Below are 17,412 nucleotides of genomic sequence, written 5' to 3' on the forward strand. Positions count from 1 at the left end.
AGTCCATATAAATGAACTTAGGGTATTTTTATTGACTTAAACCACAAGTTTGCTTATTTTCCTAATATTTGTGTCTCTGCATGAGACAAATTACCCTGAGATTATACAAAGTCAATTTGATTAACAGGGGTCAAGTATTACCTTACCCCTATTTTTGGAATTATGCCAAACTCAAGAAACCTGTTTGAATTAAATACGATGTGTATGTCATCAATAATTGGGAATCAATTGGAGGACAAACTACACCACTTCCTTTTAAAGACTCTAAAGTTTCTGCACAACTAATAATTGGTCTTCTAGCTTGTAAATACAAATCAGGAATGGTGATTTGTTCATCAGACCAACGCTCTAACAAAAATGGACGCAAAGTGTATAATGGATTTTCTTGTGAAGTCACATTATTAATTAACTCTGCTTGCCATTCTTCGTAGGGAATCATCTTAATGGCAAATCCAAAGGAACGCACCCAATCAACTAAACCTTTTAAAGATGCTGGTTGTGGATGTTGCAAGTGAAAAGCTTTACCAATTGATGCTTCTTTTCTAGATAGATAAACAATGGCTTTACTTACATAATCCACCGGCGACATATCCAACATATAATCTACATCAGGGAAAGTTCCCATTTGCAGACATCCTTTAATCATCAAGTTGATAAAATCATGGGTGTTGCAAATGCCAGTTTTACTATCCCCAGCAATTAAAGGTGGTCTGTAAATAGTTACAGGTAAGCCTCGATCACGAGCAATTTTCACTAACTTCTCAGAAACCCATTTTGTTTGGGAGTAACCCAAGAAAATACCTTGCCAATCATTAAAATCGTCCTGTTCTTGGACTACCTTACCAGCGTAAGCTGATGATTCAAATACAGCCACACTAGAAACGTAATGAACAGGCTTAACTTTAGTTTGACAAGCTAAACGCAGAACTTCTTGAGTGCCTAAAACATTAGGCGCTTTTAGTGCTGAATAGGGGAAAACATAGTTCAGCATTGCACCACTATGGTAAATGGTGTCAATATTAGCAGCTAAAGATTGAAATTGCGCTGCATCAATTCCTAAAAAAGGTTGAGCTAAATCACCAATAATCGGGATAATTCTATCTTGATATTTCTCATCCCACAGAGCATATTGCTGTAAATTATTTTGTAATTTGCTCTTACCTTCTGTGACATCAGTAGCCCGAACTAAGCAATAAATAATTGCTGGAGTTGATTCTAGCAATTCTTTGATAACAAATGCACCTAAATAACCAGTCCCCCCTGTGATAAAGATATGTTTGGGGTTTTCAATGGCAACGTTACATACGCCAGCAGGTTGAATAGTTGGGTCGAGTATACATTCAGCAGCCAAATCAAGATAAGGTGGGGCAAAATTTGTAGCTGTAATTGTACCACCAACTTTGTCTTTAACTGGTGAATCATTGCTTGATTCTTCTGCTAACCGTTGGGACAAAGAAGCAATACTGGGATAATGCCAAAGCAGTACAGGTGAAGGTTTAAAACCAAGTAACTGCTCTAATTTACTGATAATAATCATGGCTTGAGCAGAATCCAAACCATAATTTTCTAAGTGTTCTTCAACATCAATTGATTCTGGAGAAATTCCCAGAACATCAGCAAAATTAGATATGAGAAAAGATTGAATATCTTCAGCAGTATAAAACTGTTTTATAGCCATTTTACATCTCCAATCAATAGGAAGGTAATATTTAGAAAGTAGGTTGGTTTTTGTTACTAAACCCAACGTTAAAGATGTTTTCAGGTAGCTAAACCACATTTGGGTAAAAGTTTCGCACAATCTCTCGTAAGAGTAGACGCAAAGAAATATATGGTCTACTCTGTGCGAATCATTTGTTGGGGTTCACTTTGTTCAAACTAACCTACTCTCTGGGCGATATTGAGTGTAATCATTAGGTAATTGCAAACCCTGCATTTTCAAACTTTGAATGCGGTAAAGAAAAGCCGTTCCTTTCATAATTTGGTCAGCTACATCAACGACATGACGATTAGCAGGTTCAGCTAAATATGAACCCTTAACCCAATCATTAAAACTGCCCATAGCGGGGCCGCACCAAATTTGATAATCTACTTCTCGACCTTTTTCACCGGCACTAGCCCAGCGAGAAGATAAGCCTAAATACCAGCGAAAAATTAAAGCCATCTTAAGTTTAGGATTGTTAACGGCTTTACCTAATTTTTCAGGATTTTTTTGTGATAAATATGTAGCTGTTCCTTCCCAAACTTCAGCAATAGTTTTGCGGAAAATCTGTTTCTCTAACTTTTCTTTTTCTGCCAACGGAATTTCTTCAATTGAGTCATAAGTGCGGTATAATTCGTATAGCTTTTGCGCCCGCATAGGGAACATTGTTCCACGTTTGAGAACTTGTAATTTAACTCCCATTTCAAACATATCAGCAGCGGGAGCCATAATCATATCTGCCATTTCTGCTTGTGCTAGGAGTTTTTTTGTATATTCACTAGCACCAGATTCCACACAAGATTGATTAATAGAACCAGTGACAATATAGGCTGCACCCATCATAAAACCAGCTAAGGCTGATTCTGGTGTACCAATCCCTCCAGCTACGCCTATTCTAATAGGAATAGAGTAGTTATATTGTGTTTGAATTTCATCCCGTAAGGCAATAATTGAAGGTAGCAAACACACTAAAGGACGATTATCTGTATGTCCACCTGAATCAGCTTCGACGGTAATATCATCCGCCATTGGCACCTTGCTAGCCAGGTTGGCTTGTAATTCAGTGATGAGTCCTTGTTGTAATAATTCTTGTAAAATTCTTGGTGGTGCAGGTTGTAAAAATTTAGCAGCTACTTCTCGTCGAGAAATTTTAGCAACAACTTTATTTTTAATTTCAATTTGATTAGCTGCATTCAAGCTTAAACCTGCCACACGATAGTAAACTATGTTGGATGTTAAGTCTAAAAATGCAGAGGCTTCAACTGTTCTGACACCGTATTTGAGATATAATTCAACGGCGCGGCGTTCAATTGCTAAGTCGTTAGGACTGTGAATTAAATTGAAAGCGTAGGGGCCATTTGGTAAAGCAGCTTGAATAGTTTTAATGGCTGCTTCTAGACGTTCTGGAGGTAAACCACCTGCACCAAAAGAACTTAATATTTTTTCTTTTCCTAAGGCAATGACCATATCTTCAGAAGCGATACCACCAGCCATTGCCCCTGTCATATAGGGATATTTAACACCATGAAAGGCGAGAAAGCTAGGATCACCAAATTGTTGGGAATGAATGGGAGTAACAGAAGTGAGAAGTTCTAGTTGTGTCGATGCAGTATCTTCAATAGGTGCTAAGTAACCATCATTAGTAATGCCAATTTTACCGTTAATTCTGACGATATGACAGGGTTTATCTAATGTGAAAAGTTTAGATTTTATGGCGTTTTTTTCAAATGCGATATAATCTAATGAACCTTTCCAAGTTTGGGTTGGCTGGGTTGTCCAAGATAAAAATTTTAGTCCGTTTTCGTGTGTATTTAATACCGTCTCAAGTGTGGTCACTGTAGGTATTCCTCAGTTTTAAAAAGGAGTTCAGTAGTTACAGGAGTTTAGAACGCAATCTATACAAAGGCGCAAAGAATAAATAAATATTTTTCTCTGCATCTTTGCGCCTCTGCGTGAATTATTTATCTTCGCTGAGTAAATTTTGAGCGCAAGCGAGTTGCAGTTGAATGATTTCGCTCATTTGTTGACTAAATTCTTGCCTAGCTTGCAAAAAGCTAGTGTGTGCTTTAGTTAATTTGGAGTTGTTGTTTGTCAATTTTTGATACTGAGCAGTTTTCAAATCATTCATGATAATTCTGTAGTTAAGTCTGGAAGTGCGGAGGTATGCAACTTTGGTGTTTGCTGGTTTTTGCGCTGTATTTAACTTTGAAGATTCTAGTTTTTCTGGAAGATTTAAACCGTTATCCATGATAGTTTTCATGGTTATTTTTTCGGTTTTTGGCTGACTTTCTGGTATGGATTGCGGATAAATTTCACTGGGCAGAATTGGGACAGAAAGCTGGAGAGAATTAATAAGCTTATATTCTCTCTGGTGGGAATTTTGGTGTGCATTGTTACTGAAAATTTGACTATTTTCAGGATTTAAAATTGCCTTAGCAATTGATTTACCACCAAGGGTTACTTTTCTCATCGCTGCTGTATTTTTCTTAGCAGTTTCTGAGGACAAGTTGTATAGAGGAGATAAGTCTAGGTTAACTCGATGGCTGACGAGTTTAGCTAGTACTCTCACTATAGATGTATGGTCATCAATACCCCGACGATTTAGGGATACAGTAATGTGTTGTTGGTTGCCAAGAATTTTGGAGATCCAACGTGAACAAATTCCTCCTGCACCCGCTTCAATAAATATTTTTGCACCATCGTTATAAACTCGATTGACTAAGCGGGGAAAGTCGAGTTCTTGACATAAGCCCTTGGCGATATTTTGAGCAATAATTTCACTGTCAATGGTGATGGGTTTATACTCAGCAGCCGAATAAAATGTTATCCCAGAAATGGGTTTAGCTGGTAGGTTGTTAAGTCTCACCAGTTCAGAACATTCTGACTGCATAGCTGGGGCATGAATTACATGATCAAATGGCGCAGGAAAGGCGTTACAACCGAGTTTTTTAATTACCCGTTCACAGGCTGTTGGTTCACCGGCAATTAATACTTCTTCTGGCGTATTAATTTGGGTTAAGTAAACGCGAGTTTCGGTTTTTAAACATTCTCTAACTTGGGCAGGTGTAGCCATGAGAACATAGTTAGCCCACAGGTTATTGTCTGTTGCTGTGCTTATTTTTGGTAGCCCCCAATACTCCCGCACCGCATTTTTATTTCCTGATAACCTATCTCCAAATAAGTTAGAGGAATTAAAACTGTGACTACCTTGATAAAAGTTACTCCAAACACCTTGGGCAACCATCATACTGGTTTCACCCAAACTGTAGCCAAAGACATATTTGGGCTTAACTTGAAAATCGTCTCTGATAATTGTTGTGATTAATCTGGTAAAGTGCATTTCTGCTTCCAGCATAGCCAGAGAATCATCTAACAATTTCTTCTCTAATGTTTCTATGTGTCTGGTGGTTAATTTGCTTAAACTTCTGGGAAATATTAATTTCTCAACATCGGCAACACGCCTGTGGAGACTTTGAAGTATTTCATCATTGAAAGTTTTAGGAAAAAGGCGGAACATCATCCGACCAATACCAACATAGGAGTTAACTGCGGCGGGATAAACAAAAGCTACCTCTCCAGCTTTTCCTAGTGGTTTGGGTGTAAAATAACTACCTGTTGGTGTTTGCCAATCCTTGCCTGTAGCAAAGGCGTTAGCTACACCTTTTCTGGCTGATTCAATTTCTTTGAGTAGTTCTTTTTGGTTGCGTCCAGTGATAGATATAGTGTATTTTGCACTGGATTTTTGTTGATAATTAACAAAGTTTTGGGAAGCTGTTGCTGTTAAAGATTCAGCAGTTTCTATGGTTTTTTGCAGGTTATCTAGTGCTGCAAATAAGCTAGTTTGGTCGTCTCCGGTGATAGGGAAAAGATGAAATGGTCTTTCCTGCAAGTAACGACTGCTGCGTTCAGTTTGACTGGTTTCCTCCGAGAGAATTAAATGGGCAAATGTACCATCACAGCCAATACTATTAATAGCTGCAATTCGGCATTTAGCTTCTTTTTGCAAAAACCAAGGTCGAGACTCGGTAGCGACGTAGAAGGGGCTACCTTCCCATACTTGCGGTGTTTTCACCCCAGACCAACTAGGGGTAGCAGGTATATATTTATAGTAGACACTAAGGGCGGTCTTAATTAAGCTAGCAATGCCGGAAGCTACGAAAGTATGACCAATATTGGCTTTAACGCTACCAATGGCACAATGTAAACCATCACCAACTCCAGGGTAAGCTTGGAGGATACCTGTAATTTCTGCTTCGTCTTGGATGGGAATACCACTAGCGCAGACTTCCAGATAGTTGACTTCTACAGGTTGAATACCTGCTTGCTGGAAAGCTTGCTGACAAACTTCCGTGATAGTATTGCTATCTACAGCCATTGAGGGAGACTGACCGATGCTTAAACTGTCGATGACTGCATAGATGCGTTCTTGATTTTCTAAAGCTATATCATGGCGTTTGAGAACTACTGCACCTGCACCTTCTCCCACTGTCCAACCGTTGGCGTTTTGGTCAAAACTTAAGGTATTAATACCAGTGTTAATTTTGCCCCATTGACTGCGAAGTAAAACGTTTTCTACGCCTCCAGCTAAGTCAACTGCACCAACTAACACTGCTTCGACTTCGTTGGTTGCCAGTAGCATTTGCGCGAGTTCTATGGCTTTGAACGCCGCATTTTCAACTGCGCTGATGCTGAAGGAAGGCCCGGAGAAGTTCCACAGAGAACATACACGACTAGCCATAATATTGGCTACATAGCTGAGGTATTCACCAATTTCCACTTGATGGTGAACACTATCTTTAACAATAGTTTCCAACTGGGCAATTTTTTCTGGAGGTAGGGCAATTTCTGCCGCATTCAAGCCATCTCGGACTTGCCAAGGGGAATTCCAACGTTGCTGTAGCTGGTGTACAGATAACTCTGTTTCCGCAGCGATAATCACCGCTACATTAGTGTTGGGTTGTATTTTCGCATCTTTGAGGGCGCGATCGCACACCTTCAACATTAATAACTGTTGCGGGTTGAGTTTCTCAACTTCGTTTGGTGGGATTTTATACGCCAGGGTATCAATTTCAAAATCTGTAATATATGCCCCTTGGGGTGCTTTTCCAGCTTCTAAACCGTACTCTTGCAGTAACTTTTCTTGCTCATTAATGCCGTGCCATCTTTGTTCTGGCAGGGGAATAAAATGCTGTTTTCCGTCGTAGATACTGCCCTCAAAGGCATCTAAACCATTGCATTCCCCGAAAAAGGCATCCATACCGACAATTGCAACTTTTACACTGAGCGAAGTCGAAGTGCTAGCCACCATTATGCGTTTTCCCCCTGTTCCTGTTCCAGAATTAGATGAGAGTTAGTACCACCAAAACCAAATGCGCTTAAAGCTACGTGCTTAGTTCCTTGCTTCTGCCAAGGAATTGTTTTTGTAACAATGCTTTGCGACGAAATCACAGTATCGTCATTACCGATGGGTTCACTGACACCCACTGTTGCCGGGATAACATTGTGGGACATACTTAAAATCGTCTTTGTTATCCCCACCATTCCCGCAGCAACGAGTAAATGACCGACATTGGTTTTGGCTGAACCTACCAACGGTTTGGCTTGGTGTTGACCGAAAAAGCCTTCAACCGAGTTACATTCGGTGGTATCTCCCAACAAAGTGCCAGTAGCGTGACACTCTAAATAGTCAATTTCTGTGGGGTTGAGTTGCGCTTCGGCGTATGCTCTTTCGTATGCTGAAGTTTGTCCTTGGGCGTTAGGGCTGAGGAGATGCTTACCTTTACCATCATTAGATAGACCATTACCGCAGACAGTTGCGAGAATATTGTCTCCATCTCTGACTGCATCACTGTAGCGTTTGAGCATTACCATCCCGATACCTTCAGAGGTAATTAACCCACGTGATGCCTTATCGAGAGGACGACTAATGCCATTTTCTGGATATCCTTGAATACCGGAAAATAACATTCTTAAAAATAGAGGGTCAGCGCAACTAATAGCACCAGCTAACATCATGTCAGCTTTGCCAGACCACAGATAATGGGATGCTAACTTAATGGAATAAAACGCCGAAGAACAAGCAGCATCAATACAGAAATGAGTGCCAGAAAGAGAAAATGCACGAGAAACAATGGCGGCTGGTAAGCCGGAAATCATCGCGTTATATGGCGAGACTTTCGTATTACTAGGAATACCTGCTAAATCAAAGTCTCGATTTTGTAAAAGTTCGCCAATGGCTGGATTAATTGTTTGCTGATAAAGGGGAGCAAACAGTTGATTAGAAGCCTTAGTTGGTAAAGCGAGAGTACCAAGAATTACGCCACATTTTGAGAGAGCAGATTTATTTCCCCAGTAGCCACTATGAACAATTGCCTGTTTAGCGGCATACAGTGACCATTTAAAAGTATTGTCTAGACTTTCGACCAATGCAGGTGGTAAATTGTACTCACTGGCATCAAATCTAAAGTTGCGAATAAATCCACCTTTAAGAAAGTAGATTTTTTCTGGTTTGCCTTTGTTAGAATCGTAGAATATGGCAGGGTCTACGCCTAATTCCGCAACACTGATATCAGAAGTTGAGTCTTTTTCATCGGTGAGATTATGCCAAAATTCTTCAGGATTGTTGGCATCAGGAAATAGGCAGGATAACCCGATAATGGCGATTTTTTCCACTGTTGAAATCCTCATTGGGGTATGAGGGAAAAGAGGAAATGTTTCGCGCAGAGGCGCAAAGGCGCAAAGATAAGAACGCCAAGTATATTTACTCTTTTTCCCTAAAGTATTTAGGATTTACGCGATTCCCCAATGTGTTAGGATTTTTATTTCGTTGGGTTGAGTGTGAAACCCAACCTACAATCATCATCTGTCAAATGTTTTTTAGTAAATGCAATTTCACCCAATTACTAATATAGCAATTCTAAAGGTTTCGTGAAAATCTTCTTTTTCTTCCTTCGTGCCTTTGCGGTATGCCTCCGGCACGCTACGCGAACGTTTAAAAGCAACTTTCACCACAAACTCAGAATTGCTAATTGTATTCTTACTTACGCTTGAGTAATTGTTGCGGCCAAATTACTGCTTTTGCTTCCACAATCCGTGAATATATTTGACCTTCCTGATTGTGAATAATAAAATCAGCTGTTACTCCTGTATCTGTTTTAGCCTTCACTTCACAGGAAACATAATAAGGTTGATCACAAGGAAGTGGTCTATATTGTTCTGTGAGTACCAGTTGTCCGGGTAAACAAATTTCTTGATGGAAATGACTGAGCCAGACCCATAAAGGTTGGGTACTTAAGTCATGTACGTAGGGATTGTACCATCTAATAGGAAATTGCCCTTGTTTCTCAACCGAAATTGATTCCCAATAGCATTCAGCAGTAATTTTTTCGGGGTTGATATTGATAACTCTGGTAATTTGTTGGAATGCTGGCCCATGAAATAAAGCTGTATCACTAGTTTGGTAAAAATCTGTTCCTCTGGTAGTGATGATGTTATCTTCCCTCAAGTCTACAGCTTCGTATACAGGCATTTCTGGTGTTTTTGCAACTACTTTGATAATTGCACGGAAATGGAAGACGGGCTTACCTTGGGGATTTATGCTGGAAATGGTGGTTTGAAATTCAACAAATTCACCATCTTTTTTATCCAGTTCCTTTATTTCTAAATAGTATTCATTTGCCAGAGTTTGATTAAAACTAATGCCCTTTAAAACTCGGAATTCACGGCTATTGAAATAGCGATATCCTGGATAAACTTCTTCACTGGCATTAATCATCCAAGACATGGCACAAGTTGCTGGTAGAACTGGTGTTCCAGCAATTACATGGTCATGTAAAAATGGATTTTCTGCCAATGTCATCCGCCGCCGTAGACGGTGAGTTTTTAATTGGGAATCTAAAGGGGTTGGTGGGGGAGCCATGGGATTACCAATGACAACTTGTGTATCATTGGTGTAGAGAGGATGCAGTTCATTAACTAACATTTGTGTGCCAATGGGAACGGGAATAATATCAATTCCCCGTTCAGCAAATGCTTTCTTTAATTCTGCTGTCACCATGCCACTGTCCCATCCTCCCCAGTTGATAGCGACAACGTGACATTGAGGATTTGATTGTTTGATTAAATGGGCTGATTTGTTGAGAATTTCGTTGGCTATACCGTAATCAGTTTGACCGATATTGCCATAAAAGCCAGTGACGGAGGAGAATAAAACTAAATGTTGTAGTTCTTGGGGATTAATACAATTGAGCAGGTTTTCTAAACCCTGAACTTTGGCAGTGTAAACCTTTTCAAAATCTTGTTCTGTTTTCTTTTCAATGAATTTGTCAGCTAAATTACCTGCACCGTGAATAATGCCTGTAATTTGTCCAACTTTTCGAGATACTTCGTCAAGTTTGGCTTTTAAACTTACTGTGTCTGTCACATCGACGCTGACATATTCTGCGGTTGCACCTGCTGCTTCAATGGCAGCTAATGTCTTTTGAATTTCTCGACTGGAATTAATTTCGTTATATATCTTTTGCACCATCATGGGTGTTGGTTTCTGACCTTGAGCAATCAGGTTTTCCATGATGCGTTTTTTCAATATTGATTCTTCTAAGCAATCACGGGCGTATTCTGGTTCTGGTGCAATTTCGGAACGACCAAGGAGAATAAATTTGCAAGGTTGATGTTGGGCTAATTTGATTGTACATTGTGCAGTGATTCCCTTGGCTCCACCACTGACTACAAAGACAGATGATGGATTAACTTGAAGTGTTGCTGTCATATTTCCTCGGTAATAGATTAATATTTATGTTTCGCGCCAAGACGCAAAGACGCAAAGAAGGAAAGATGCAAAGGTTAAGATTTTGAATTTTCTAATTTCATATTGCAATTAAGTAAGACAAAAATTAAATTTTTGGTGTTGAGGAGTAAATTTATTAATGTCTCACGCAGAGGCGCAGAGAGAATGAAGAGAATTAAAAACTTTTTCTTCTATGTAGTTTTATTACTTAGCGGCTTTTTCTTTGCGCCTTTGCGTCTTGGCGCGAAACATTCTTCCAGAGTGTGGTGGGCAATTTGCCCACCCGACAATTTATTCAGCCTCGGCTATGAGTGTGACTCGTCCTTGTGAACCGTAACCAACTTCACTGATATATCTGTTGGAATCATGCAATTCCGCAAGGATATGTTGTGCAGATTGATGGGGGTCTAAAGCAGGGCTTAAGTCAATTGCTCTCAAGAATACGTTTGGCCATTCCCACCGCAAGCATTTGGTTAACCCGAATAACCCTGCACCGATGACTCCAAAGTTTCCTTTGTGTTCTAGTCCAAATGCACCGTCGAGATGGGCTACTGTGCAGAAGCTAACTCTTCCTTCTAGGTTGGCTGAGTTGTTCAAGCTGGCTTTCAGGTGTTTTGCCATTAAGAAGGTGTGCTTGACAATTGCCTTTTCCGCTTCCAGATATGCCACTTTACCTGGGGTTTCGGTGGAGAATTGAGGATGTAGGTGGATGAATGCCCCAATCGGCCCGTGTTGCGCGATGATGCTCTGTAGCAGTAGTTGCAGATGTTCTTCTCTCATGTTTGCTAGGGTGACGCGCTTCACACCTTCAGGTAATGGCACTTGATCGGGAACTAATGATTGGGGGAAACTTAAAACTACTACTTTCCAGCCTTGTTCGTTGAGAGCGATCGCTAGTTTACTGGTAGTTAATGACCCATCATCGGTAATTAGTGCAATATGTCCCTCTGGTAAGGTGGTTTCCCAAAAATCTGGTCTGGGTAAGGTTTTCAGCTTAACGGGACGGCGGGGAAGGTTGGGGTCTGGTAGAGACGGTGGGGTTAATTCTACCGTCAGTCGCTCATGGGGGAAACCCCCAAGACCGCGCTGACTCACCATCTCTGAGGGAATTGTTATCGAGTCAACATCAAACTGTGGCTTTTTTTTTTCACTACCTCCAGCCAACTTTTGGAGGTAGTCTACTATTTGTCCAATTGTCCGCAGGTCACCTAGTTCTTCGACATTTGGTTTGGCTAAGTTCGGGTATGCTTCTTGCATTGCTCCCAGTATTTCTACCCTTTTGATGGAGTCAATACCCAGGTCGGCTTCCATGTCCATGTCTAGTTCCAGCATCTCGACTGGGTAGCCTGTTTTTTCGCTGGTGATGTTGAGCAGGGTTTGAGCTAAGTCTGCGTACTCTTCGCTGTCACCTGTAACCTGTAACCTGTCACCTATCACCTCTTCTGTCACCTGCGATGCACTGAGCGCAGTCGAAGTGTCACCTGTCACCTGTTTTTCTACGGCTTGCTGTACTTGGTTAATGGCGATTTCTACAGACAAGCTTCTGGAAGCGTTGGCTTGTAGATATTCAACAACTTGACCGATGGTGCGTTTTTCTCCCAGTTCTTCTAAGTTGGGTTTGGGCAAGTTGGGATATAGTTCTTGCAATGCACCGAGAATTTCTACTCGTTTGATGGAGTCAATACCCAGGTCGGCTTCCATGTCCATGTCGTATTCGAGCATTTCGATGGGGTAGCCTGTTTTTTCGCTGGTGATGTTGAGTAGGTTTTGACCAATATCATCAGTTTTGACATTGCTGCTGACTGCTGCGGGTTCGGGGGTAAAGGCAACTACAGGTGCAATTGGTTCAGGTTCAATAATTGGTGCAGGTGCAGCAATTACGGGTTCCGCAATCTTAACTACTGGTTCAATAACTGGTGCAGGTGCTTCAATTACTGATACTGGTTGAGGTTCAACAATTTTGGCAGCGGGTGGAACAGCAACTTCAGTAATAGCTTGTTCTGCTTGTAGGGGGATGAAGTCCCGCAGGGTGTTGGTGTGTGTTTCGGTGAGTTGGAGAGGAACTGCTGGTTGAGTTGTGCCTTCACCAGCAATTAGTTGAGAATATTCTTGTTCTATGAGTTGGAAAAAGTGTTTGGTATATTCCACTTGTTCCCGCAGATATTGTTCATGGATGCGGAGGGTTTCACCTTGTTGCGCGTGAAACTGCAACATACTGCGCTCTAAGCTTTCCATCACCACTTGTTTGATTTGGGCAGCTTCTTCAGAGGATTTGACGTTTGCAAACAAGGTGTTTTGCTGTTGCATCAGTTGGAAGAAGGTTTTAGCATATTCCATCTGATGGTTCAGGTATGTACCGTGAACTTGTAAATTCTCTGCTTGGTTGTGCTGGAACTGGGTGAGCAGGTTTTCTAAGCTGCTGAGAATTTGTTGGAAGTTTGCAGGTTTTTCTGGGGTTTGCATCTTCTCTCCGGAATGCTGCGCTAACAATTCTGTAGTGGGTTGATTTACAAAGGTCGCAGGACTCATCTGGGGTTGAGGTGGAGTATTAATAATGGGTGTTTTCTTATGTCCGTTACCGTTCGTCGGAAGAAGTCCAGAAGTTACAGAAGTTACAGGAGTTACAGAATGTTGAATTTCTGCACTTTTCAATTCTTCAACTTCTTTTGCTACTGTCTCTTCAACTACTAATTCCTGATTCTGAACTTCTGTACGGGCGGGTTTACCAAAATTCTCGTTCATAGTTGATGATATCTGTAAACCCGCCCCTACTGACTCCTGAACTCCTTTAATCTTGAACCCATCCTGTAATGCTTGAGTAAAGGCATTCTTGGTCTTGTCAGACACATAGTTGATGCCATTTAACTTGTAACTCAAGCCTTTCTTGGGTTCTGCGGGAGGGAGTGCGGGGGGTAGTTGGTAGGGGTCGAGGTTGCCTAATGCCATACCAATGACGCGCAGTTGCACTGCTGCTTCCCGGAGGGAACGATCGCTATTTTTCTGGGTACTTGGATTCAGAGATACGGTAAGATGAGGGCGATCGCCTAAAATATCTTTCACTAAGTTGGTCAATATCCGCTTCGGCCCGAATTCTACGAAGCAACGACCACCCGCTGCATAGATGTTTTCAATTTCTTGCTTGAACAGCACCGAACTAGCTAAGTGGCTTTCTAAGGTCTTTTGAATAGCTGAGGTATCTGGGGTATACTGCTTACCAGTGACGTTGCTGAAGACTGGGATTTTGGGTGCGTGGAAAGCGACAGACTTAGTAGCGATCGCAAAAGATTTTTGAGCAAAGGCAATTAGTGGTGTATGGAAAGCCGCAGACACAGGTAAAGGCACTGCACCATAACCCAACTCTTGCAAAGTTTGGTGAATGCGCTTAATTTCACCAGTCGGCCCTGCCAACACAATCTGCGTGGGAGAATTGAAGTTAGCAATACTTACCTGTGGGAAATGCTTGAGGATAGGTTCAATCTTGCTGATATCTTCCTTCACCGCTAACATTGTCCCTGCGTCGTGCTGTGGGTCTTTTGGTGCAGCCATCGCTTGTCCTCTGGACTTCACGAGGAACAAATAATCTTCCTCACTCAGCACACCCGCAGCCCACAAAGCGGTCAATTCACCAAAGCTGTGACCAGCAGCGAAATCTGCCTTAAACCCAGCTTGCTGCATAACAGAATACAGCCCCGCGCTAAACACCCCAATGGCTGGTTGGGCATATTCAGTTCTTTGCAAAGCTGCAACCTGAGCATTTTTCTCGGCTTCCACAAAGGTGGGATGGGGGAAAACAACTTCGGAAATAGGCTGCAAATTATCTTTAATTAACAGGCTATCCATCTGCCCATACAACCGCCGCAAGGAGGGGAAATTCATCACCGCTTCCCGACCCATTTCTAGGTACTGGGAACCTTGACCAGAGAACAACGCTACAACCTTGCCACCCAACTCCATCCCAGAAGCACGGTAGAAAATACCTTGGGGATGTTCCCAAGCATCAACTGATTGTTTATGCTTGATTAAATCAACGGCAATTTGCAGCAGTTTGCAAGCTTCCTGGCGAGTTTCTGCCACAAAACCAATTCTTGCCGCAGTTTGGGGAATAGTCACATTTTGGCACTCTTGCACCAATAAACCGTAATGTCTGTCTCCCCCTTCACCTTTCAACTGATTCAAAGTTGCTTCTAACTTTGTTACCAACTCAGCCGGGGTATTGGCAAATAATAACACTTCACTCAAATTTCCATGTAAGCGGTAAGGACGTTCTTGTTCGGCTTGATATTCTTCCAACACAACGTGATAATTTGTGCCACCAAAACCAAAGGAACTCACACCTGCGCGTCTGGGTGCATCCCCTTCTGCTTTCAGCCAAGGACGAGTTTCAGTGTTGAGATAGAAGGGAGAATTCTCAATATTTAATTTGGGATTTGGTTCAGTAATATTGATGGTAGCTGGTAAAACTTTATGATGTAATGCCAGGGCAGTTTTAATTAAACTGGCAGCACCAGCAGCAGCTTTAGTATGACCAATTTGGGACTTCACACTGCCTAACGCGATGTGTTGCTTCTTGTCGTCATATTTCACAAAGAAATCTCTCAAAGACCCAAATTCTGTGGGGTCTCCTGCCATTGTACCGGTGCCATGTGCTTCCATCAAACCGACGGTAGCAGGAGAGAAACCAGCATCATCATAAGCTCTTTCTAACGCTTTGACTTGTCCTTCTTTGCGGGGTGCATAAATACTCTTGTAGCGTCCATCGCTAGAAGTACCAATACCCTTGATAATCGCATAAATTTTATCGCCATCTCTTTCGGCATCTTCCAGGCGTTTGAGTACCAACATGCCGATGCCTTCACCTAACATCATCCCGTCAGATTTAGCATCAAAAGGTTTGACATTTTCGCTGGGAGAAACGGCGGGAGTTTTACTAAAAGAAATGTACGCCATGATGGTGTTATCGGTATCCACACCACCAGTTAGCATCATATCGCTCCGATATTCAACTAACTCGCTGATAGCAACTTTTAATGCACCGAATGAACTCGCGCAAGCTGCATCAACAACGCAGTTCATTCCGCCCAAGTTCAGCCGATTAGCAATGCGTCCAGCGACAACGTTTGCCAACATGCCAGGGAAAGCATTTTCGTCCCATTTGATGTAGGCGCTTTTAATTTTTTCGACGATTTTTTGAGTTTCTTCCTCAGATAAACCGCAGCTTTTCAGGACTTTTTCCCAAATGGGGTATTCTAATCTGGCAGACAATGGCATTCCCAATTGTTTGGCCATTGCTACCCCTAAAACTACCCCCACAGCTTCCCGGTTAAAATCACGAGATTCACCGTAACCAGCATCTTCCATTGCTTCTTTCGCAACTACTAAACTTAATAGTTGGGAAACATCAGTTACTTCTAAAATGCTGGGAGGAATGCCAAATTCCATTGGGTTAAAATCAACCTCAGGAATGAACCCACCGCGCTTACAATAGGTTTTATCTTCTGGGGTTCTGGGGTTGGGGTCGTAGTAATCTTCTACACTCCAATGGGTATCAGGAACATCGGTAATGCAGTCAGCTTTATTAATAATATTGCGCCAGTAATCCCGCAAGGTTCTCGATTGGGGAAACAGCGATGCCATGCCAACAATTGCTATAGGATTTTGTTGCAGTTTTCTGTTAATTTTGTGAGTGGACATTGAATTATCTGACTTCATCTTTTTTTCCTCTATAAACCTAAGCACAGCCTGTTCACAACTATTAACAAGGCTTTCTAACTCTGCCAAGGCAGTATTAATTGAATTAGCAGACATAGGACATAGACTTATTTTGATTACTGTGGATTTTGCAGCTACAGTAACTGCTATGCAATCTAACAATTTGCACTATTACTGTTAGTCAGCAGTGAGCAATCCTATCTGCGATGGCTTAATGCTTGACTCCAAATCAACACCACACGATAAATACTGCCCTGATGTAGTTTCTCAATACTTGATGCTTTTGGTGGTTGGAGGCAATTTTGGAAAAAGTAACACTAAACAACGTTGCCTCCGGCAAGCTGTATAAATGACTATATTTCTGATGGAAATTAGCCATTGATATTGTAGAAACAGCAAAAATAAGCTGGTAGTGATTTAGTCCGAAAATTAGTGAATTTCATCCAGATGTAATGATAAAAAGTTCGGTAAATTAGTCAGCATTTAGTTTTCAGATGTCAGCCAATTAGGTCAATCAAAGAATATGGTATGTGAGGGTATGAAATTCAATGTTGTTGAATTAGCTGTTCCTTAGCTTTGTCTGAGTATCAAGGGTTAAATGCTACATAAATTGTATTCACTAGGCACAATGCAAATGTCACATTAGTTATGCAAGCTGATTTTTACTATCTCACACCAGTTGCATAGTCTAGAGTTGTTTCAGCGTTGTTGTATGTGTCAATTGCCACGTTCTGCAATTTGAAAAGACTCATGTTTATTTTCAAAATAACAGATAATCTATTTTAGCTGATTTGTTTCATCAAAGTTGCCAATCTTGTTACAGACAGAATACAATTCTTTACCAGATTTATCATTCATGAAAAAATACTTAAACAACTTTTAGATAAATGATCATCAAGCTGTCAATGCTTAGTATTTTTTCCTGAACACCTCAATTGATTCAATAATTTTGTTTCCATTTATCGATGTTGAATTAATACAAACACTAGCATAGGTTGGAGAAATTGAATAGTTCATATTTAGTAAGTTTGCTAGAAATATTTTGGCAATTACCTCCATTTTGATTGAGAAACCAAGACACTAGTGTCATATTTAACGATGATCGGCTAATCAATGAGTGGGAAAATTCCTAAGCCGATGGTTATTTATCTCCTGTGGTCAAGGGTGACAGCTTTAATGTCTGCTCAATTACAAATAAATAAACACACATCTTCAGAAA

Annotated in this window: 6 protein-coding genes; all 6 read right to left on the reverse strand. The window is 41.2% G+C overall.

All coding sequences use genetic code 11. The annotated features are described in order from the left end of the window. Window positions 1–160: 160 nt before the first annotated feature. Window positions 161–1,678: a thioester reductase domain-containing protein gene (locus H6G73_RS01025; RefSeq protein ID WP_190601081.1), complete on the reverse strand. Its 1,518-nt coding sequence runs from the start codon at window positions 1,676–1,678 to the stop codon at window positions 161–163. Between the two features lie 192 nt (window positions 1,679–1,870). After that, window positions 1,871–3,535, reverse strand: a complete 1,665-nt coding sequence (locus H6G73_RS01030) for a PfaD family polyunsaturated fatty acid/polyketide biosynthesis protein (RefSeq protein ID WP_190601082.1) — start codon at window positions 3,533–3,535, stop codon at window positions 1,871–1,873. 121 nt (window positions 3,536–3,656) lie between these two features. Further along, window positions 3,657–7,007, reverse strand: a complete 3,351-nt coding sequence (locus H6G73_RS01035; protein WP_190601083.1) for a PfaB family protein — start codon at window positions 7,005–7,007, stop codon at window positions 3,657–3,659. Next, window positions 7,007–8,371 carry a beta-ketoacyl [acyl carrier protein] synthase domain-containing protein gene (locus H6G73_RS01040; RefSeq protein ID WP_190601246.1) on the reverse strand — a complete coding sequence of 455 codons (1,365 nt, stop codon included), beginning with the start codon at window positions 8,369–8,371 and terminating at the stop codon, window positions 7,007–7,009. The genes H6G73_RS01035 and H6G73_RS01040 overlap by 1 nt, the downstream gene beginning before the upstream one ends. A 364-nt stretch (window positions 8,372–8,735) precedes the next feature. Beyond that, on the reverse strand, window positions 8,736–10,466 hold the full coding sequence (locus H6G73_RS01045; protein ID WP_190601084.1) for an SDR family NAD(P)-dependent oxidoreductase: 1,731 nt from the start codon (window positions 10,464–10,466) through the stop codon (window positions 8,736–8,738). A gap of 309 nt (window positions 10,467–10,775) precedes the next feature. Then, entirely contained in the window at window positions 10,776–16,289 is a 5,514-nt protein-coding gene (locus H6G73_RS01050) for a type I polyketide synthase (protein ID WP_190601085.1), read from the reverse strand. Window positions 16,290–17,412: the final 1,123 nt, after the last annotated feature.

Source organism: Richelia sinica FACHB-800 (genome assembly GCF_014698825.1).
Lineage (GTDB): Bacteria > Cyanobacteriota > Cyanobacteriia > Cyanobacteriales > Nostocaceae > FACHB-800.